General features: G+C 45.0%; 19 protein-coding genes. 6 read left to right on the forward strand and 13 right to left on the reverse strand.

The window, feature by feature from the left end; all coding sequences use genetic code 11:
- Positions 1-37: 37 nt before the first annotated feature.
- The 8 genes from RH46_RS13130 to RH46_RS13165 form a co-directional block, all read right to left on the reverse strand.
- A complete protein-coding gene (locus tag RH46_RS13130; protein ID WP_006879962.1) occupies positions 38-508 on the reverse strand; it encodes a chemotaxis protein CheW in 471 nt (156 codons plus the stop codon).
- A complete protein-coding gene (locus RH46_RS13135; protein ID WP_006879963.1) occupies positions 505-1,068 on the reverse strand; it encodes a chemotaxis protein CheW in 564 nt (187 codons plus the stop codon). The genes RH46_RS13130 and RH46_RS13135 overlap by 4 nt, the downstream gene beginning before the upstream one ends.
- A 9-nt stretch (positions 1,069-1,077) precedes the next feature.
- Positions 1,078-3,141, reverse strand: a complete 2,064-nt coding sequence (locus RH46_RS13140; RefSeq protein ID WP_006879964.1) for a chemotaxis protein CheA — start codon at positions 3,139-3,141, stop codon at positions 1,078-1,080.
- 45 nt (positions 3,142-3,186) lie between these two features.
- The gene (locus RH46_RS13145; protein WP_006879965.1) at positions 3,187-3,546 is read right to left on the reverse strand and encodes a response regulator; all 360 of its coding nucleotides are present in this window, start codon (positions 3,544-3,546) and stop codon (positions 3,187-3,189) included.
- On the reverse strand, positions 3,539-3,835 hold the full coding sequence (locus RH46_RS13150) for an STAS domain-containing protein (RefSeq protein ID WP_040895856.1): 297 nt from the start codon (positions 3,833-3,835) through the stop codon (positions 3,539-3,541). Before RH46_RS13150 ends, RH46_RS13145 begins: the two co-directional genes overlap by 8 nt.
- A gap of 346 nt (positions 3,836-4,181) precedes the next feature.
- Positions 4,182-6,179: a tRNA(Met) cytidine acetyltransferase TmcA gene (locus tag RH46_RS13155; protein WP_006879967.1), complete on the reverse strand. Its 1,998-nt coding sequence runs from the start codon at positions 6,177-6,179 to the stop codon at positions 4,182-4,184.
- A gap of 92 nt (positions 6,180-6,271) precedes the next feature.
- Positions 6,272-7,243, reverse strand: coding sequence for a ParB/RepB/Spo0J family partition protein (locus RH46_RS13160; RefSeq protein ID WP_006879968.1), 972 nt, complete (start codon positions 7,241-7,243; stop codon positions 6,272-6,274).
- A 7-nt stretch (positions 7,244-7,250) separates the two neighbouring features.
- Positions 7,251-8,468, reverse strand: a complete 1,218-nt coding sequence (locus RH46_RS13165; protein ID WP_006879969.1) for a ParA family protein — start codon at positions 8,466-8,468, stop codon at positions 7,251-7,253.
- A 1,241-nt stretch (positions 8,469-9,709) separates the two neighbouring features.
- Between RH46_RS13165 and RH46_RS13170 the strand changes: the two genes are divergently transcribed.
- A complete protein-coding gene (locus tag RH46_RS13170) occupies positions 9,710-11,680 on the forward strand; it encodes a replication initiator protein RctB domain-containing protein (RefSeq protein ID WP_006879970.1) in 1,971 nt (656 codons plus the stop codon).
- 380 nt (positions 11,681-12,060) lie between these two features.
- On the opposite strand, the gene RH46_RS13175 is transcribed toward RH46_RS13170, so the two are convergent.
- Together RH46_RS13175 and RH46_RS13180 are read right to left on the reverse strand one after the other, a co-directional pair.
- Complete coding sequence (locus RH46_RS13175; RefSeq protein WP_006879971.1) at positions 12,061-12,534, reverse strand: hypothetical protein; 474 nt, start codon at positions 12,532-12,534, stop codon at positions 12,061-12,063.
- Positions 12,535-12,722: 188 nt separating this feature from the next.
- Positions 12,723-16,007 carry an Ig-like domain-containing protein gene (locus RH46_RS13180; protein ID WP_006879972.1) on the reverse strand — a complete coding sequence of 1,095 codons (3,285 nt, stop codon included), beginning with the start codon at positions 16,005-16,007 and terminating at the stop codon, positions 12,723-12,725.
- A 614-nt stretch (positions 16,008-16,621) separates the two neighbouring features.
- Between RH46_RS13180 and RH46_RS13185 the strand changes: the two genes are divergently transcribed.
- Both RH46_RS13185 and RH46_RS13190 read left to right on the forward strand, forming a co-directional pair.
- Entirely contained in the window at positions 16,622-16,819 is a 198-nt protein-coding gene (locus RH46_RS13185; protein ID WP_006879973.1) for a PA3496 family putative envelope integrity protein, read from the forward strand.
- Between the two features lie 236 nt (positions 16,820-17,055).
- Positions 17,056-17,316, forward strand: coding sequence for a DUF5062 family protein (locus tag RH46_RS13190; RefSeq protein ID WP_006879975.1), 261 nt, complete (start codon positions 17,056-17,058; stop codon positions 17,314-17,316).
- Positions 17,317-17,372: 56 nt separating this feature from the next.
- Here RH46_RS13190 and RH46_RS13195 read toward each other — a convergent pair whose 3' ends face one another.
- Positions 17,373-18,107 (reverse strand): substrate-binding periplasmic protein, encoded by a 735-nt coding sequence (locus tag RH46_RS13195; RefSeq protein WP_006879976.1) that lies wholly within the window; start codon positions 18,105-18,107, stop codon positions 17,373-17,375.
- 11 nt (positions 18,108-18,118) lie between these two features.
- Positions 18,119-18,850 carry a substrate-binding periplasmic protein gene (locus RH46_RS13200; protein WP_006879977.1) on the reverse strand — a complete coding sequence of 244 codons (732 nt, stop codon included), beginning with the start codon at positions 18,848-18,850 and terminating at the stop codon, positions 18,119-18,121.
- 218 nt (positions 18,851-19,068) lie between these two features.
- Between RH46_RS13200 and RH46_RS13205 the strand changes: the two genes are divergently transcribed.
- Positions 19,069-19,278 carry a DUF3283 family protein gene (locus RH46_RS13205; RefSeq protein ID WP_006879978.1) on the forward strand — a complete coding sequence of 70 codons (210 nt, stop codon included), beginning with the start codon at positions 19,069-19,071 and terminating at the stop codon, positions 19,276-19,278.
- Between the two features lie 93 nt (positions 19,279-19,371).
- The gene (locus tag RH46_RS13210; protein ID WP_006879979.1) at positions 19,372-20,088 is read left to right on the forward strand and encodes a YebC/PmpR family DNA-binding transcriptional regulator; all 717 of its coding nucleotides are present in this window, start codon (positions 19,372-19,374) and stop codon (positions 20,086-20,088) included.
- Positions 20,089-20,130: 42 nt separating this feature from the next.
- Here RH46_RS13210 and RH46_RS13215 read toward each other — a convergent pair whose 3' ends face one another.
- A complete protein-coding gene (locus tag RH46_RS13215; RefSeq protein WP_006879980.1) occupies positions 20,131-20,367 on the reverse strand; it encodes a DUF2798 domain-containing protein in 237 nt (78 codons plus the stop codon).
- Positions 20,368-20,450: 83 nt separating this feature from the next.
- Here RH46_RS13215 and RH46_RS13220 point away from each other — a divergent pair, with 83 nt between their 5' ends.
- A complete protein-coding gene (locus RH46_RS13220) occupies positions 20,451-21,356 on the forward strand; it encodes a LysR family transcriptional regulator (RefSeq protein WP_006879981.1) in 906 nt (301 codons plus the stop codon).
- The last annotated feature ends 44 nt before the right edge of the window (positions 21,357-21,400 follow it).

Raw genomic sequence — 21,400 nt, forward strand, 5'->3', positions numbered from 1 at the left:
GTGTTACCAAAACGAATACACCGCATTCACATTGGCATTAGGCCCAACTCTCTTCCGCTTGGTCGGGTACTACTAGCTCTGCTGCATCGAACAAAGCGTCTAAATTAATTAAAACTAAATGGCCATTACTCACCGATGCGATTCCGCGTACATAGCTATGATCAACATCTGATGAGACATAAGGCGATGGCTTTATCTGCTCCTCGGTTAGTGGGTAAACCTCTGAGACACCATCTACGATGATGCCGAGTGGTTGATGTTGCGCATCATTGAGCACTATCACAACAGTAGTCACACTTATCGTTGCTGGTGCTAAACCAAATCGCATTCTCAGATCCACAATCGGTACGTATTCCCCTCGAATCTCAAGAACTCCTTTCATATAGGCAGGTGAATTAGGTACCTCTCTAACGGTGTTCCAACCACGTACCTCACGTACGTCTAGAATTGGAACGCCATACTCTTCACCTTCAAGCAGAAAACTTAGAAACTCTTGTGTTGCGATCATGATTCCACCCTCAATATACGTTCGATGTTGAGCAGTTCTTCGGTATCAAGCAGTGACATCACTTGCTCTCCAACATTGATCAATCCTTGTAGATAAGGCGTCACTAGTGATTCACCCACTGCCGGGTAGAGTTCGTTTTGCCCGCGACTGACGACATCACTCACTGCATCGACGACTAAGCCCATCAGACGTTCACTCTCTTCATCACTGTAACGAAGCACTATCACGACAGTGGTTGGCAGGTACTCACACTTACCGACAGAGAATCTTGAGCGCAGATCAACGACTGGAACAATCATTCCGCGCAGGTTAATCACCCCACGGACAAATTCTGGTGCTCTCGGGATGGGCGTTGGTCGCTCCCATACACGGATTTCTTCAACATCTTTGATTTCTACGCCATACAACTCATGAGCCAGCTTAAAACTCAGGAAGTCAGCACTTTCACTCACTTCGTCGTTCATGCTATCCAACAGAGCCTCGGCCTGAGCTTCAATATTTTGCTTGGATAGATCCGTCATGTTTTGAGCACTGTCTATCCCTGTCGTAACTGCGTCCATGCCCACTCCTTATGCTGCAATGCCTTTATGAGATGCTTCGGAAGATCGATTGAGGAAGTTGGTAATTAAGCCCTGAATATCAAGAATCAATGACACAGAGCCGTCGCCCAATATGGTCGCACCTGAGATGCCAGCAACCTTGCTATAGTTCGATTCCAGACTTTTGATCACCACTTGCTGTTGGTCATGCAGCTCATCAAGTAATAGCCCGACGCGATTTCCCGCCGCTTCGACAAAGCAAAGAATGCGTTGCTCTAATCCACCACTTGATCCCATTTCCAATTCATCTTGCAGACGTAAGATAGGAATATTCTCTTCACGCAATCGGTAGAGTTCGATGCCTCCCGACGCGTGTTTTATGCATGCAGGGTCAATTTGAATCGATTCGACAATCGTCAGCAGTGGTATGACATAAACTTCACCTGCCACTTTGACCAGTTGGCCATCAAGAATAGCCAATGTGAGCGGTAGACTAATGGTGAAACAGCTTCCTTCGCCAAGACTGGATTCCACTTCAATATGTCCACCCAACTCTTCGATATTGCGTCGAACAACGTCCATTCCGACGCCTCGACCTGAAATGTCGGACACTTGTTCAGCCGTGGAAAAACCAGGTGCAAAAATCAGATTCATGATCTGCTTGTCAGAGAACTCTTCACGCCTTGAGTCTTCCGCTAACACCCCTTTTTCTAACGCTTTGTCCCACAATTTGTCACAGTTAAGTCCTGCACCGTCATCTTGAATCTCAATCACTATCGAGCCGCCCTGATGGTAGGCGTTGAGTTCAATCACTCCCATTTCAGGTTTGCCGTTAGCAAGGCGAGTCGAAGGCTGCTCAATACCGTGATCGATGCCGTTTCGTACCAGGTGAACTAAGGGATCAACAATCCGTTCCAACACGGTTTTATCGAGTTCGGTCTGTTCACCTTTGATTTGCAGATCGACCTGTTTTTCCAAACGACTCGACAAGTCTCTCACCAGTCGAGGGAAACGACTGAAAGCAAAACTCATCGGTAACATGCGAATATTCAGAACGTTTTCTTGAAGGTCTTTGCTGTTCTGTAGTAACTGATCCAGTCCGGTTTTAAGCTTTTCGAGTTTCTCTATCGTGAAGTCATTACCAATCTCAGTCAGCATAGACTGGGTAATAACTAACTCACCGACCAGATTGATAAGGCTATCCACTTTATCGATATCGACGCGGATTGAACTGACACTGGAATCTGATTTCGCCACCTTGGTAGATTTGGCTTCAGGCTCGGCTTTTTTAACCGGTGTATCTACCTTTGGAGATTCAGGTTGCGATTCGCTCGCGCCAGCGATGTCACTCGTTACATCATTGCCACCCAATCGTTCGATGGTGAGGTCACACTCATCCTCAACCCATTCGAAGATTTCCTGAATCTGTTCAAGTTCTACTTCACCACTGATAGTGGCGCTCCAGGTTAAGTAACAAAGTTCAGACTCGATGGCCTCGATATCAGGTAATTTAGATGTATCAGCGCTAATTTCGCATGAGGTATCTAACTCGCTCAATTCACGTAAGATACGTAATGGATCATTACCACTGAAGAACATTTCTTGATGGGGAGCGAATACAATTTGCCAGGGTTGGTCGCTATTAGTTGAAGTTTCGTTTTCAGCATCTGGCTGTTGTGTTTGCTCTGAAGTCGATTCGGATGCGTTGTCATCCAGCAGAACCAGTAACTTTTGACTGACCTCTTGCTTGAGAACTTCATTCACTTCGCTGCCTTGTTCATGGCCTTCGAGCATGCTGTGAATACAATCTCCGCTTTTTAAAAGCAGGTCGATGGTTTCCGCACTCAAGCTGCGCTCTTGATTACGGACTAAGTCAAGATAGGCTTCCACACCGTGAGTAAACTCACTAATGTCGAGTAAATTAAATGTCCCCGCCCCGCCTTTGATTGAATGAGCGGCACGAAAAATCGTATTTATGGACTCGTCTTCTACGTGCTCTGGGTCCAAGTTGAGCAGAACATCTTCTAGCACTTCAAGATTTTCACGACACTCCTCGTAAAACATCTTGCGCAGCTGTTCCATGTCTAAAGCCATAATGTAACCTCACCAATTGACGTTGCAGTGTGAGAGAAGCTCGGTTTAAATCACACGTTTTAATGTTTTTAGTAGTGTGTCTGGATTAAACGGCTTTACTAACCAACCTGTTGCACCAGCAGACTTTCCTTGTTGCTTCTTATCGGTGCTTGTTTCAGTCGTTAGCATTAATATCGGAATAAATTTGTATTGCGGTTTTTCCCGCAAAGCTTTTACCAGCTCAAATCCCCCCATATTCGGCATATTGACGTCAGATATGACGACATCAAACTTCGCCGAAGTCACTTTGCTCAGTGCATCGCGACCGTCATTTGCCGTTTCAACGTCATAGCCAGCATCACGTAATGTATGACTCACCATTTGACGAATTGAGACAGAATCATCCACAGCTAGAATTTTAGTCATGTTGCAGTTCTCCAACTTCACTGTTGATTTCAAACTGATCGCGTAGCCCTAACGTATTAATACCTTCGATCAGTAACGGAGTAGGTTTTACTAGTTGAATATCTATCTGATTGGATTTAGCGGATAAGAATAAGGCGAGCAAAGCTTGCAATCCGGCAGCGTCAAGGCGATTGACGTGCGATGCATCGATTTGAATTTGATGGGTATCTTGAGTAAGCCACGCTTTGTAATCACTCGCACTGTCGAGTACGGTAGATATGTCTAATGACTCAGGTAACAAACATTCCATGTCTTCAACCTTCACTTTATTATTATTCCTAGCCGATATTAACCATGTTGCTTAAGATGAGTGTAGGAAGGAATCATTAATCCGCAAGCGGTGTAGCTAGATAGTTTGGGTGAAAAGTTTGACGAAAGGATGAGTCTGAAGTCGTATTGTCTTTATATATTAGCTAATTACATAACGTTTCATAAGCGCCAAAAAAAACGCAAATAAATCACGCTCTTAAAATTGAGAAAGAGTAAATAACAATCACTGAATGGAATTTACAGTGTAAAAGCGACTCTGGTTTACACTGTAAATGGTCTGGTCGGGCAGCTCTTTTACAGTGTAAATCGCGAACCTAGCCTTCTCTTCAGCGCGACTTTTTCACCAATTCACTTAGATGCTGGCGGAAAACTTGCTCTGCTTGCTTTCTGCCAGTCATGCCGAACTCGGCTATGCAATCTGCCCAACTGTTTCTTTGTACGACAAGTCGAATAAATAGATCACTCACTTTATAAGCGAGTTGTGGGGATGATTGCCACCATAAGTTGAGTAAAGGAGCGACACTATCATAGCTTGAACCGCCCAAACAATAGCGCTCTATCAGTTGATGAACGCCTGCTTTTACTACGGAAGCATCATTAATCGGCGTTAAACTACGGACAAGTTCAATCTCAAGTTGCGAAAATATTGTACCCAATGAGTAATGCATGCTGTCAGCAAACTGCGCTTTAGCCTCATCCAGCCAATCTAAATCGCCGTTAATCATGATAAGTGAATGTGTACCACTCGCTTGGTCACGTTGACTACCAAGTCGAACCGAATGGAAATCTGATTGATTCCAAAATCTCACCAACTCGCTCGTTGCTCCAAAGCTGGTGGAATAAAAGTCATACTCGGTTTGCTGACGTAATTGAGCAATCATCTGTCGACCAACGCCACTTCGCTGTCGCTGAGGGTGAACCGCGATACGCATAATCCGTAGGCTTGATTGCCGAGCCGCGGCAGTAATTCCCATCTGGTTAGCTAACGTCGTCGCAACCAGGTGCCCTTTAGGTCGACGCTTACCAAGGCAGATCTGCTCAACTAGCTGACTCTCAAGCTGCCCCTCTTCAATTGCCAAAATACATCCAAGGCAGGTTCCCCCGTCAAAGGCGGCATAAAGGTGAATCGCTTCATCGCTCAGTAGTAGCATCAGGTCATTGGGCGAAGTCTGATAATGAGCATTCACTAGCAAAGCGAAGCAGCTTGCCAATAACTTAGGTTCTGCGACCAGTTGTTTTTTTTCAATGCGCTGTAGCTGAGGCTCTCTTTGAACATCCGCCAAAGTATCCAAATCGCTATCGAGTAAAAAGCTGGTAAACAGCCAGTTTTCTAGCGGGTCGTTTTGATTCCATCTAATTGGTTGTTCGAGATGATAAAAATTAGTGCCCGGACGTTGTTGTTTAAGCCATGTCTGGAACTTAACACTGAAACCACGTCCACACCCTTCGTAACCATGAATCGTGGTAGAGAATACCGCGCGATGATAGTGCTCGACCATGCGTTGCAGCATTGGAATCGGAATAGCCGAAGCTTCATCAACCAATAGACAATCAAGTTCAACTTGGCTGCGAAGTAACTCATCGGGAGCGATGAATTCTAAGACCGATTGGTGGTAGCTTAGTCGGTTGTTTTCTACTTTAGTCCCATCAAGCAAACGACTAGCGTGCTCGAATACAGGTTGAATGGTTGCGACACTTGGCGCTGTCAGCACAATTCGAATCTTACGCGACTGCATGAGTTGTGCAGCAGCGATTCCCATTGCACTGCTTTTACCCCGACCGCGGTCAGCGGTCATCACTAGAGGTCTTTTACGATGGCCTTCAACGACTTTAACGATTTTATCAATCGCCAGCTGCTGTTGGTGATACGGTTCGAACGCATGCTCCACTACTTGCGGTAATGGCGCCAAAGGTTGGTTCTGCGTAAGTTGTATCAAATGTCCTAACGCATTATTCAGCCAAATCTGGTCATATCCTTCACCACCGTTCACATCAGTAACAATCACAACCAGCCCTCCCCCACGTACACAACCTGTCGCGGCGGTAAAGCTATTGGCATCGAAGCCTGCCCGAAAATCGCAAATAAGCAGCTGGCACTCCTGCCCCAGAAGTTGCTGGCCTTTGTTGTATTGAACGACTTTGCCCACCTCTATATGCGCTTTACCACCCAGTTGATAAATGACTGAGCTATCCAGATGACAGGCTGCTTCCACGACACACTGCTGCTGCCATAGATCATCTCCACGTATAACAACACCAAAGCGGTGGTTAGATTGGCGAGCTATGCTTAGTAGCTGGGATAAGTAGTCGTTGATCAATTTCATGAGTTCGATACGAATAAAATGTGGTATTGGGCAGCCACATTATGACATAAAAAAAGCCGCCCAGAGGCGGCTTTATTCAATAACAAAACTGGCTAGTTCAATTTGTTGGCAACCAGATCTAAGATCTCTTGCATTAATGCATCGTCAACTTTCTTTAGGTTGAGCGTTAAGTTACTGCCTTTACGGCTATAGCTCGCACGACCTTTAATAAGTTCCGTTTTTGTCGCTGTTGCTTTCTTGCTTGGCGCCAACTCTTCAATCCAAGCTTCAATATTCTCGGTCACTTCTTTAGTGATTCGAGCGACACCCTGAGACTGGCTTCTTTGCCAAACAAAACCTTCTTCAGAACGACACTTATCGAGCAGTTTACCTTGTTGCCCTTTATCCAGGCTATTAAATTGCTTATGTAGTTTAACGATTGTAGGACGACCAAGCTCTGCCACATTTGGGTACGCTTGTAGTAGTTCTAGTGGTAGATCTGCGGCTTTTAAAGCGCCACTGACAAGTGCTTCACTACACTGGAACATTTTAGCCAGCGCTTTCTGATCTTCTGCGTCACCACTTTCCAGTTTAGCGAGCATCTCCTTGCCTTTTTCGTACAAAGAAAGAGGCTTGTGTGCGTTAGCCACGTCAGAAAGGAACTTAGCATGTTCAGTGCTAATGTTCTCACCAACGTAGATAAGGAATTCCTGTCCCGCCAAGATACAAGACATACGACGACGGCTACCATCGAGCACTTCAATCTTGCCATCTTCACACTTGCGACCCACTGCCGGATATTGCTGACCACGCTCTTTTAATGTGACCAACACATCTGATAGTGCGTGTTCGTTTAGAAATGCTTGTTCACGCGCATTTTCTGAAAATACGACGGTTTGTTCGCTGACCTGATCGGCAGGAATACGCACCAATTCAAACTGAACTTTCTCTTCGCCAGCCACTGAAAGTTCAATAACCTGAGCCTGTTCTTTTGCCGCTTGTTGCGCTTCTTGCGGTGTGGTCACGTGACGCTTATTCGCTTTGCCAAATAATCTTGCGTTTAAATCTGAAGTCTTAATTGCCATTTTCTATTTACCCCTGATTTAGTGATGACCAATGACTGTGTAGTACACGCTCTAGCTCCAGTGCACTCTTCTGTACCGCATCCTGAGCAGTCGCCAGTGTCTTCTTACCGCCTTCAAAATCACCTGTTGTCAGGTCAAATACCGTGCTGTAAGTGTCAGCACAGGTTTCAAATGCACGGCTACGAGGTATCGTCGCCATCATCACCTGGTCACCCAACAGATAGTTCATTTCAGTAAGGACCGCTACCTGCTTCTTGTTGTCATCCTCAAACATGGTTGGCATCAGACGAACAAATTCAAGACCCTGCCAGTCCTCTGGGAACATTTCATAAACCGTAGGTAAATGCTGGAAGAAGTTAACGGTTGACGCCCAGTCAAGTCGCTTCGCCGCACATGGGATCAGCAGTGCGTTTGACGCATACATTGCATTCCATACTAGCGGGTCTACGTGTGGACCGGTATCAATCATGATAACGTCGAAGTCATCAGCAATCTGATCTATCAGCTTCTCTTTAAGCAGCTTAACGATATCAAGCGACTGGTTTTGAGACAGATGTTGCCAGGCTTCCGCGTTAAACATCGCATCTTCAGGAAACGCTGATACTGTTTTTAAGTTTGGATATTGAGTCGGTAGCAACACATTTTTGTGTAGAAACTCATTATTTACCTCAACGCCTTCTGGCACGTTATCCAGCATAACATCAACAGCTGAGTAGATATTGTCATGATCCGTCAGGCTAATTTGAGGGTTTAAGAATAGACGTAACGAACCTTGCGGGTCTAAGTCAATCAGACAGATACGGTAACGCTTATCCAGATTAAGAGCTAAACACGCCGCGAGATGCACAGCACTCATAGACTTACCTGTACCACCCTTCTGGTTCTGTACATTGATAATCCAAGGTTTGTTTTCGCTGTTTTTCTTACGCTCGTGAAACTTAGGGATGCCCGCAGCGTCCATCAGCATATGAGCTTCTTGCAAAGAAATAGAGTAATGGTTGGCGTTGTTTTTAGTGAATTGGTGACCAGACTCTTCTAGTTTGCTAATTGCATCATCAAGTTTACGACGGGTTAAACCAGAGCGAGTTTCCATCAATGCTTTTGACATCGGCGGAAAATGCTCGTCGCTGCGCTCTTCCAATACAATTTCGATACGATCAGCTTGTACCTGAGCCGTTTTCTCAGCCAGCTGAATGAGATTCTCAATCGTATGTTCTCGTTTCATTTGCCAAATTCCGTTATTAGTGAACTGAAAATAATTGTACAGCATTTTCAGTAACAAACAATAAAAAGGTGAACGTGCAATTATAGATATTAATCACATTAAATAGAAATATGACATTCAATTTAGTGTTAATCAGCAAAAACAGGTCAATTTGTTGTCAATTTTTACCTGCATGACATGTCTTAAAGTACCATAGAATAAAAGTGTTACAGCATCACTTATTTACATTGTAAAAATATTTTTAGAATTGAGACCAGAAAGACGCTCGGAACGATTAAGATTGCTGACTAATTTACGGTAGGTGCTATTTTGACTTTCAAACTGATAACAAGTCAGACAGCAAGAACAGGGCTCGTACAACTGATTTGATAGTCAAATATCTTTAATCGCTCATCAGCTAACGGAACAATGATCAAGGAATCTATCATGATCATGCTTTCAGACCAATTTTGCGATTTAGGAACAATGATCAAGGGAATTTAGTGCCAGAACAAGCCCCTTGAGAGATGCGATGAAAATGATCCAAGATCGGAACAATGATCAAGTCTATGTACTTCTCGGAAGCATGTAAATTTAACTCCATTTTACGGACGAATGCAGATGGACTAAGACTTGACGCTAAATAACGGCTCACGGAATCAATTATTGACCGACAATCCATTAAAAGCGGCAATCGATGACTATTTCATGATCATGCTTTCGGAAAGATGCTTGCTGGCGAACCTATGTGGATAAGATGCAGCGTGTGTTGTTCGACTTTATCTATCGGTTACTATCTGTTCAATTTAACGATTTACACATCGATCCCTTGATCATCGTTTCGATAAATTAGACAATCACAATCCGTTGGTTGAGAGGCATTTATCTATTAACTCAGTTCGGCTTGTGGATAACGTGTGCAACTATGATGATCATGCTTTCATGATTCCATTGATCATTTGTTCGTAGTTATGATGATCATCGTTCTAAGAATTTTTGATCATGCTTTCAATCACTTAATGATCATGCTTTCGTTGTTTACATGATCATGCTTTCCAAGCGTTTAATTTTTTTCCCTTTCTAGACAGTCACTTACAGACTTATCTACGCCCTGATCAATAGATCATATAATCATTTAAGATCATATTAATCAGAAAGATCAGTTATTTAAAAGCAACAAGTTTTTCTTTATTTATGATCTTTTTTTCTTTATTCTTTCGGAACTATAGCGATATTACGGCTAGTGTGATACGGATCTAATAATGAGCTCAGAAGAAAAACTACTGATCAAAGCGCCAAGAAGCCACAAAGATGGGCACCTATTTGAAGTGTCAGAAGTCGCGGTTAACTGGATTGAACAATACCAACACTTTAAAGGCGTTACGAAAAGTATCGTTGAACTTCTCAACTTGATCTCACTTCGGGGTTTCAGCAGCAAAGACGGTTTGGTATCCACAACGGAGCTGATTGACGCAACTGACGGTCAAGTTACTCGCGCTGCAATCCAACAGCGATTACGAGCCGCAGTGAATATTGGTCTCTTCCAGCAAGTGCCTGTTCGCTTTGAAGAGGGGTTAGCAGGTAAAACCATGCTGCATCGTTTCGTTAACCCTAACCAGTTAATTTCAGTGCTTGGTGCAACTAGCCTGGTTACTGAATCGGTTAAACAGAACGAAAAACAGAAACGCTCAAAGGCACTTGCTCAGACTCAGGTCAATAAACGCCTGCTCAACGAACATGGCCTCAACACGCCACCAGCGATGAAAGATGAAGCGGATCAGTTTGTGGTCTCTCCGACAAACTGGGCGGGCATTATTGATCAGGCGTTAGCGCCACCACGAACGCGTAAAAGCTACCAAAAGAGCATGGTATCGATCTCTGGTACCCGAGCTGTGATCGAAACACGATCTTCAAAGAGCATCATGACGGTTGATGATCTGATGACTCTGTTTGCTCTGTTCACCTTGACAGTGCAATACCATGAGCACCACCAGCATCAATATCAACTAGATGGCACTCATGTACCAAACAAAACGCCGTTGTATATCACTGATATTCTTTCGCTGCGTGGCAAGAAGGATAGTGGTCCAGCGCGTGATTCAATTCGTGACAGCATCGACCGTATCGAATTTACTGACTTCCAGTTGCACGAGCTTACTGGTCGATGGCTAAGCGAGAACATGCCAGAAGGCTTCAAGAGCGATCGTTTCAGATTTTTGGCCCGTACCATTACCGCATCTGAAGAAGCGCCTACAGAGGGCGCAGACGGCGAAATACGCATTAAACCAAACCTATACATCCTGGTCTGGGAGCCATCATTCTATGAAGAATTGCTGACTCGTGATTATTTCTTCCTGTTCCCGCCTGAAATTCTGAAGCAGCACACGCTGGTATTCCAGTTATACAGCTACTTCCGTAGTCGTATGTCACGTCGTCACTCCGACGTTATGCTGCTGAGCGAGCTGAACCAGAAGCTGGCACGTAATATTGAGTGGCGTCGCTTCTCGATGGATCTGATCCGCGAATTGAAGAAACTGTCAAAAGAGAAGGGCAGTGATGAGCTGTTTGTCGTTAATCTTTGGGGTTACCACCTGACGATCTCTGCGATGATCGAGAAGGATAAGATCAAAGATTATCAATTCGATATCAAATGTGATGCGGAAGAAGTCCTGCGTTACTCTCGCGCTCGTACTACCAATGCGGGTAAGCGTAATATGGCGCCAACATTGCCGAACCCACTGCGCAATGAAATGGTTTCTAAACAGCAGCTTGAAGAGATGTCGCAGATCATTGATGGCGAGTTCGAGCCGATCCAACGCAAAGAGCGCTCTCCACGCGGTAAGTTAGGTCGTCGAGTGAAACAGCGTAAACACCTGGTAGAGATCAATGCTGATGAGATTACCATTACTCTATCTAAATATACCTCCACAGAGGCTCTAGAACGTTCTATAACGGCTTTAGCGGCGATGACAGGGCATTCCCATAGCTCAATCCAAGAAGAGTGTCTGGAGCTCATAGACAAGCTCGACTTCCTTCGCGTTGGTGATCAGGTGATTCCATACGAAACCTTGAGCAAGATGGTTGAGCTGTACAATGGTCAGAGTGAAAACAAACACCTATCGATTGAACGTCTGATAGCCGGGCTCGCTGTTCGTCGTAAAGTGTGTAAGCAGGTTTTTGAAGGTCACCTTGATGAAACGGTGTTCCGGGCTTTGGATGAAGTGGCCGTTTAACGACTCATTGCAAGCAGTATAAGAGATTAAGCCAGCATGAAAATGCTGGTTTTTTTGTGTTTACTTACCGACAAAAACACCTTGTTACACTCTGCTAACAATAAGACAGAGCTACTACATTCCCCTGACAGAGCACTGACATTGCGGTTCGGTGAGTTGGATAATATTTATCCCGAATAGACAACCTTTTGTCCTTTCTGATGAATGAGGGATAGGATTATCCCTGATAGATTGGCTCATATTGTTACATTCATTCTGAATATTTTGCGAGTTCTCTGAACTCGTCTTTTTTTTGTCTTAAATTCCGTCCTGATTTGTTTTCTTCATAACGATGATCATGTTTCTCCTTGATCATTGATCCGCAAATATTCGATATATCGTTAGTGAAACGATGAATTACCTTGATCATAGTTCCGCGATTCATTCCACTGTTGGGCTGCCATGAACTGCACATGGGCTTCGATCAATTGGTGAGACACGGTTTGCCAGCTTGGATTTGATTGCTGATTGCAGAACTCAAGACTTAATACTGTCAGATGCTGCATTCTCTTCATGCACCAATCTTTAAGTTCCAGATCACTTTCTGCAGTAGCCACGACTTGTTGCAGTTTGCTATAGGCGAATTGCAGGTATTGGAAGGCTTTATCAGGAGAGCGTTCTCGTTCGAGAGTAAAGATCCGAATGCAGCCATCCAACCAACAGGCAATTGCTTTGCTTTGTTGAGCTGAGATGTGTGGTCCCCAGATTTGCTCTGGTGGTGACAGGATCAATGATTGCAGTTGACTGCCTTGATCATGCTTTCGTTGTTGATACCAGATCCCGATCTGTTTTAGCCAGTTATCTAATGGAGTCATTGTGTGCCAACCTAATGATTTGATCTCTTGCTCATGAACAGTTTGGTGTATGGCAAAGCAAATTGGCAAATAACAGAGTTAAATCAGCGAGTAGGGACGCAATAAAAAACAACCCAGCGTTTTCCGCTGGGTTGTGATTATCGTTTGCATAGGCTTATTTGCTTTGAGCGAAAGCCTTTCGGTGAGGATTACTGCGGATTCAAGCCGAGTTTCTCTAACACCAGCTTGAAGTTAGCGCGGCGCTCTTTAACGTTGTGGACATCACCTGTCTCACAGGTTAGGGCAGGGCAACCACGGTTAACGATGCCTGAAATATCATCGATGAACTGGGTTCCATGCATACCACCATCAACATACTTTTTCAGTTCATTATGGTAGTTCCAGTTGCCGTACTGACCGCTTTCATCCGGGTAATCCTGAACGGATGTTACCCAGTAGAACAGACCTGCAATCCATTTAATTTCTTTGTTCTCTTCCGAGCTACAGATTAAGCCTGGGTTTGAACAGAAATCTAATTCCGCGTATAGCGGGTTCTCTGGTGGCGCTTCTACCGTAACACCATCAATGGTTTGACCAATAGTGCTTGGATCGACATGAGAGCGTCCTAAGTAGTGGTTCAATGTACCGAAGTTCTGTCGGCCAGTGGTTTGAATGACACCACGCCCCCACCAGCCACAGCCCTGAACACTTTCCTGACTGCTGCCGTCCCAGATAAACTGACCCGCTTTCTGGTCAACGTAGACTTTACAATCGTCACGCTCCCAAACTTGTTTAGAGCCGTCGACTTTATCTGGTACATCGTTACAGTGACCGTTGTTGGTCCAGCGACCAGCAAATCCGTTTACTAACAGACCACGCTCTTCCAGTACCGCGTCAGGAGCAGCAAATACCGGAGCTGGCGCACCATACCATTTGGCATGAGTCAGAGCACTGACTTCCATCTTATCGTCACGTGGGCATGAGTAAGCGTGATCAAGGCCTGAAATTGGGTTAACCCCATAGTCAGCGTACTTCTGGCCGAGCTGACCACAGCTGGCAGACATCGGATAATCCGTTGGCGCTCCATACTTAACTTCAGACCAGTTATTCTCGTCACAGGCGTTGTAACGAATGGTCTCTTGCATACTCTGAGCAAGGAAAGCGGCGATCGCGACCTTGGCGTACTTGATGTTAGTCTCATCATCGACATTATCATCCAGCAGCCAGAACTTATTACCCGCAACACCTATGTTGTGCATCGCGTTGAGACCTTCGAGGAAGTCCGCCCATTTGTATACCGTAGATGGTACCCACTGGGATTGAGGGGTTTCGTACAAGAAGGCTTCGTTGTCCATCACCTGTTCAGCACTTTCCAGTTCACGGTTTAATGCTTCTAAACGGGTTAATGGGCCGCTTTGCGATGTTTCACCAACGTAGTAGAGCGGTACCTTCGCCTGTTGGTATCCCTCGATCTTACTGGTCAGCTCGCTGCTGTCTTGATCAAACATCAAGGCAAAGACATTGCTGTACGCTGCTTTGCGAATCTGACGTTCGCTGTCAGTCAGACCCATAAAGTAGTTTGCTGCCTGTGAGGTCGGGATCTCAGCAAGCATTGCAGGGGCTTTAACGTAGTCGGTTACCTGTTTGACGTATTCAAGCGCGTTGTGCCATTGCTCACCCGTCAGTGCTGGTGTCTGAGCTGATTTAGTAAAGACAACAAAGTCTGCTTTGTTGGTGTTATCTTGCTGGTAGAGCTCGAATGTTGAAAGCAAATCTGCACTATAAACCGACGCTTCATCCCACACGGATTGTCTGCCTGAGTGACTATCGTGAGCAAACTCACCTATGCTGAGTGACCAGCCAAAGTTAGCCGCAGGTGCAACGCTGCTCAGGATAAGGTTGTGAGCTTGAGCCCAGCCTTTCGCATCGTTGCTTAAGGTATCAATGGCGGCAAGCTCAATCTGGCTTCCTGTTTCAGCGACGGCACTTTTTAGTGCTTGCTGAACCTCAATCGTACCCAAAGAAGTCCCTTTATCTGCGGTGGCGATATCGAGGACATCGCTGCGTAGAATTACCGAACTAGTTCCAGCCTGCTTAGCTTGTTGAATCACGGTAACAAAAGCTTGGGTTAGCGCTTTCGTATCCGCAATTTGATCGCTGTTGATGGTGTCTATCGTCAACGTTGATGGGGTGCTTGTTGATGGACTTGCGACAACAAAGGTGTTTGGCCAGCCTGCAACTTCAAGACGCAGTGGATCCATTGGATTCTGTAGCGAAAGCAATGGTGCAGTGCCCGGCTCTGTGCCATCACAGTTCAAATGCAACGACCACGAGCTATCACTTCCCGGTACTGACTGAGTCCAGTAAACCGCAGAGTAGGCAATGTTGTTGTGAACCATAATATCGCCGCCACCAGCATGATCACCACGCGTCCAGTCAGGGTAGACATTATATTCTTCACACAAGCCACCAGCAGGCGGAGGTGGCTCTACGGCCTCCTCTTCCACGGTAATGCTAACTGAGGCTGAAGAAGAGAGGTTTTGTGCGTCGGTAGCGACGGCATTTAATGAAACGTTACCTGCTTGAAGCGCTTGCCAGTCACAGCTGTAGCTCTCTGCACTAGTGGCATCAAAACTACAGATCTGTTGGTTGTTTGCTGTGACAATCAGCTTCGCTAAGTCATTATCTGCGTCAGAAGCATTGAGCGAGATAGCAATGGTATCGCTGACTTTGACTGCGGTACCGTTTGTCGGTGAAACAAACGAAACCTGAGGCGCGCTAAAATCGTTGTTGTCATCAGTGGCAACGGTTACAGAGAGCGATTGCTGTTCGAGTAATTTGTTGTCTGTATCGAGCACACGCACTTCGATCAAGGCGCTTCCTGATTGCTCAGGTGTCCAAGTGTGAGTGTAAATTGTATTCGCTTGATCGATCGTCTGTTGGGAGATCTTGATCTGGTTGACCCAATACTCCACTTTTGCTGCCTGTTCACCCTCAACTTGAGCTTTGATCGTCGTAGGCTGACTTACCTGTACGGTCTGCCCGGCACTCGGCGCGAGAATGGATAATTCTGTTGGCAGTGGCTCGCCTGGTTCGCCAGAACATTCGGTGATGTCCCAGAACCAGGAATCTGGACTCGGGGTTTCCCATACGCCAGGGTTGTTTTTGGCGATATAGCACTGTCCATCGTAAGAGACAACATCACCATTACTTACCTGTGTCTGTCCGGGAATAAATGGAATGATCTCTCCAGGCTCTGGCTGTGGATCTGGATCCGGTTCAGGCTCAGGTGCCGGTTCTCCTGAACATTCGGCAGAATCCCAAAACCATGAGCTGGCAGTTGGGGTTTCCCATACTCCTGGATTGTTTTTCGCGATGAAACATTCGCCGTTGTAAGAGACCATATCGCCATTCGATACCTGAGTTTCGCCTGGCACGAATGAGATCACTTCAGATGCTTTGGTTTCTGCGGCATAGAGATATCCGCAGAGCATGACGCTTGATAAGGCTATGGTGACCTTATTTAATCGAATAAAACTGGATTTATTTTTCACTGCTTATTGTTCCTAAATAATAGAAATGACGTCTGGTAAGCGCGCTTCAGCGAGATTAAATCACATAAAAATTGTCAGATATTTATGATTATTCTGTTGTTGTGATATTCGTTCATGGACTTTATTTCTGTAGCAAATTTTGTTTTAGGTGCCTCTCAAAGGATGAGAAAAGTGGTTCCAATTGAGAGGGGAAAGATGTGTGACTGAGAGAATACACAGCTAAAATCTGAGTGAGAAATACTCGAATGTTATTTATCTGTCGTGATCAGAATCATAGCCAACTAAGTCTGTGAGTTTATTTCTTGTACTGGTAATGAAGAGATTACGGGGTGTGCGATGAAGAAAAGTGAGACGGGGATCGCCTTACATTTATTAGGGGGAATTCTTTAAATGTACTGTGAGATTTTCCGCCGCGCAAAAACTATTTATCGAATTGACAGTAAGAATTTTGGATCTATTAGCACAATCACATTCTCGAGCTAAAATTCTTAACAAGGGGCGAGAGGTTTTGCTACAGATTAGTTGTCCCTAGCATGGTTTGTTCGGAGGTTATTATGTCCATTAATTCTATTGACCATGATGAAATGAGTAAAATTGCTGGCAAGTGGGACTTCACGGAAGAAGTTGAGTCACAAAAGCCGACTAAGGGAGTTAAATCAGCCGAAGCTCGTCGTCGTATTGAAGCATTGAAAGAGATTCGAGAAAGCGGTTTAACTATCGAGGAAGCAAAAGAGTTAGGTCTCTTGCACTAGTCACAAACTCAATTGAAAATCTTTAAGGGTGGCGTAGGAAAGCCGCCCTTTATTTTTGCCTCTCAGCCATCACCATTCCCAGCTATTGGTTCCCCTGAACTGTGAATTGAACTTTATCGAGTTGTTCAAGCCCATAAGTTTAATGCTATTAATGGATGACTAATCTGCGATGCGGGTAACACGTCTGTCGCGTGGTTTGAGGTAATCTAAGCTGAATTGGTGAAGAGGATTTTACAATGTCAAAAAGCGCAAAGCTCTATAACGAAGATAAACTGGTCAAGAAAGCGCTGGAAATTGGCGGCAAGATGGCCAAAATGCAAGGGTTCGATTTACCTCAGTCGCCACAACCCGTCAGAGTTAAAGCGGTTTATCTGTTTTTAGTCGATGCCAAACAAATTACCCCACTACCTGATAGCAAGCTCGACGGAGCCAATATTAAACACAGGTTAGCTGTGTGGATTCATAGCGCGTTACCTGATGATGACCCACTAAAGTGATTACCCGATGGTCACAACTCGATTGGTGCATCCTATAGACGCTCCAATCGGGCCGTTTATTTGTCATCCAAGCCATACAGTGTTTTTAATGCCTGCAACTTGCCTTGCGCATGGTTTTTGAAGTAGTTGTTGAGCGCAGAAACAATATTCTCTGCTTCGGGGTGACTCTTTCTGACCGCAGCATGTAATGGTGTGGAATCGAAGTAAGTCTTACTAAAGTAGAGCTTTCCAGCCGGTATTTTCATTCCCTGAACTGTCCATCTGCCAACCTCTTCGTCAACCACAAGTACATCGGCTTTATCGGCCAATAAGTAGCGAATACTGTTGGGCAAGTCGAGGGTGCTTACTGGAATCATCCCTTTGTATTCGCGTAAGTTATTGCCATAGGCGTAGTCGTTGATTAGCGCAACTCTCATGCCTTTCAAGCTATCAAATGAGTCGAATTCAAATTTTAATTCCTGACGAGAGATAAAGATCATCGAATTGTGGGTATAGGGATCGGTATAGAGAAAGTGCTTGGTTCTTTGTTCCGTTTTCCACAGGGAGACGATGACATCATTTTCTCCTGCCATTGTTTCTTTAAGTACTCTTGTCCAGGGCTTAATCGAAAACTCAATATCATAGCCAGCATAAACTAATGCATCGACGACAATATCGTGGGCGATGCCACTGCCCTGCACGGAGTTCATGATATAGGGAGGCCAAAGGTCTTGTGAGATTTTCAAGGTTTTCGCGACCCCGGCTGAACTCGACAAGATAAGCAGTATTGCAATCAGATAAAACTTAACCACGATCACCACTCCTATTCATATTTCTCGATCAAAACTGAAATTCGCCCAGATTGCTGCAGTGATTTTAGCCCGGTATTGAACGCTGAAATAATACGTTCTTTGTCTGGGTGATCACGGCTGACAGCGATGTAGAGTGGGTTTTCTGCTAATGGATTTTCAACCAACGCGAAATCAGCAATATCGAGATTATTGTTTTTTACAAACCAGCGGAAGAACAACTTATCGGCAACCAGAGCATCAATTCTGCCGACTTTGAGCTTCTTAATATTGGTCTCGAGATTATCGGCATCTAAGCGATCAAAATCGTTAGAGCTCATAAACGCATCATCGTAGGCATAGCCTCTGAGTACGCCGATTCTCTTCTGGCTTAGGCTCTTTAATCCGTTGTATTCAAATGAATTATCCTTAAGAGTGACAAAGACTAAAGAATTGATCAGATAGGGGTCACTGAAATAAAGGTATTCCAACCGCTCACTACTTTTCCAAACGGTCAGAGCAATATCGTAGCGTTGAGTCGCGACTTCTCGCAGAGCTCTGCTCCATGGTTTGATGGTATGTTTTAATTGATAACCTTGAGCTGCAAAAGCTTCCGAGACAATCTCATGCGCAACCCCGTTAGTTTCCTGCGAATCAATGACATAGGGGGGCCACTCATCCTGAATCGCCCAAACAACATTGGCATGTACCGCAGCACTGACTGAAAGTAGATACAACGTGAATACAACAAGAATACCGTTCTTCATGCTTCACCCTCGTTCAACATACTAATAGCAATTGTAGTCAATAATGGCGAAGCTAACGGGCTAGAAGGTTTGATTGGGTCTCAAGCTATCGAATAGGGAAGGGGGCAATTTTCGCTATTTTTTGAGCTATTCCTCTCGCCATACTGCGATTCTCTCTCTACATTCGCTTTTGGTGTGGTATATTCCCACTTCATATTTTTACAGATTTGAGCTTTAGTATGTCGATCAACCTGTCTAACCTTTCGGCTAGTGAGAAAAACAAGATTGAGCTTGATAAGCAAGCGTCGTTTTTGGTTTGGAAACTCCGTGAAGCTAAAGCTGGCCCTGATGAAATCGATCAGGCTGCTGCGAAAATCGCAGATGACGAAGAACAAGCCTCATTTTTAGAGTCTGTAGCCAAATATAAACGAGTAATGGGCGTGGCATAAAACGCTCATTTCCTCAGCAAATGTCAGAAATTGAAAAGCTGACACGTTTTGCTAAAATCCTTCGCAATAAATTGAATTAGAGAGAACATCCCGATGGGAAGAAGTTTTGAAGTGCGCAAAGCCTCAATGGCTAAAACTGCAGGCGCAAAAATTAAAGTTTATTCCAAATACGGTAAAGAAATTTACATGTGCGCGAAAAATGGTGGTGCAGACCCAGACATGAACTTGTCTCTAAAGCACCTAATCGCTAAAGCGAAGAAAGACCAGGTTCCTGCGCACGTTATCGACAAAGCGATCGATAAAGCTAACGGCGGCGGTGGTGAAGACTACGTTCCAGCACGCTACGAAGGCTTTGGCCCAGGCGGCACTAGCGTGATCGTTGACTGTCTGACGGACAACGGCAACCGTACTTTCCAGGATGTTCGCCAGTGTTTCGTTAAAACAGGTGCGAAAATCGGTGTTGAAGGTTCAGTTTCTCACATGTTTGATCACCAAGCGGTATTCCAGTTCAAAGGCGAAGACGATGAAATCATTCTTGAAACGCTGATGATGGAAGACGTTGATGTTACTGATGTTGAGCTAGAAGATGGTGTCATCACTGTATTTGCTCCTCACACAGAATTCTTCAAGACTAAGACTGCGCTTAACGGTGCATTCCCAGATCTGACTATCGATGTAGAAGAGATCACTTTCGTTCCTCAGACTCACACTCCAGTAGCGGGTGAAGATGCTGAGAAATTCCAGAAGTTCCTGGATCTTCTAGATGACTGTGATGATGTTCAGCAGGTTTACCACAACGCTGAACTGTAATCTTTACAGATTGAAAAAACCGAGCCTTAGTGCTCGGTTTTTTTATGCCTGTGGGGTAGGGGGAGTACCTGCTAACCAACTGGAAAGTTTGCGTACCTGTGGAAGTACCGTCAGATTGAGTGTCAGAGCGACTGGCCAGGCAATAATGAAGCTATCAAACCAGATCGCGGGCCATAGGTGATTAAAGCCAAGCTTATAGCCAGACAGTAGACCTGACATGATGATTGCCATGGTTAGCGATGATAGTAATGCTGAAACCCAAAACTGTTTGCGACTCATAATTTGTGCTCCTCTGCTTGTTGTTATGTTGTAAATAAGGATATAACTATCCAATAGTGAAAAAAATAAGCAGGTTTAGAAGTATGAATTCCATATTTGGAAATATTGATGACCTCTATCTGTTTTGCAGTGTGGTTGAACAAGGCTCTTTGCTAGCCGCGTCGAAAAAGCTACAACTGCCAGTATCGACGATGTCACGTCGTCTTTCCGCGCTTGAACAGCGAGTAGGGACACGTTTGCTGGAAAAGAAAGGCAGAGAGCTGGTTGCAACGCAAAGTGGCTTAGAGGCCTTTGAGTTGCTTCGTAGCGGTATGGAATCGATCGAAACAGGTTTTGGTCAGATGCTCAGTGAGACACAGGAAGTCTCCGGCAATATTAAACTGGCGATTCCGCACAACTTTTATCGTGCCTTTGTTGGTGAAGTGGTAGAGCAGTTTCTGGTTGATTACCCGAAAGTGACGCTCGATTTGGTACTCAGTCAGGAGCAGGTGGTACCTCAGACCGATCGCGATTTATTGATTACTTTCGATCTGGCGCAAATGGATGACATGATCGCCAGACCTCTGTTCAAAGCTCATCATGGCTTCTTTGCCAGTCCGGAGTATCTGGCTAAGGTTGGTCCGATTAACGACCTTAAACGGTTAACTGAGCTAAATTGGGTCAGCGTTGATCATGTGGTCGATATCTCCGTTTACGAGCAACAGGATCTGGTTGATGTTATTCAGGTCAAGCCCAAGCTGATTGTTAACGATATTCTCGCTGTTTGCGGCGCGGTTGAAAAAGGACTTGGCGTTGCCTCTTTACCTTTCAGGCATGTTCATCAAGGTATGAATATGGTGCGGGTGCTGCCCCAATATCAACGTAGCGCCAGACAGGCTTATTTAGTTTACAAACAGCGTCGTTATCAGCCGAAAGCATTGAGTTTGCTGGTTGAGCGCTTAATGAGTGGCGTAGAGAAGATGCAAAAACCACAGCGCTTTACAGTGTAAAACTGATTCTGATAACCACAAAAGGCTGGTGGAATACAGTGAGA

It is taken from the genome of Vibrio brasiliensis LMG 20546 (genome assembly GCF_000189255.1).
GTDB lineage: Bacteria > Pseudomonadota > Gammaproteobacteria > Enterobacterales > Vibrionaceae > Vibrio > Vibrio brasiliensis.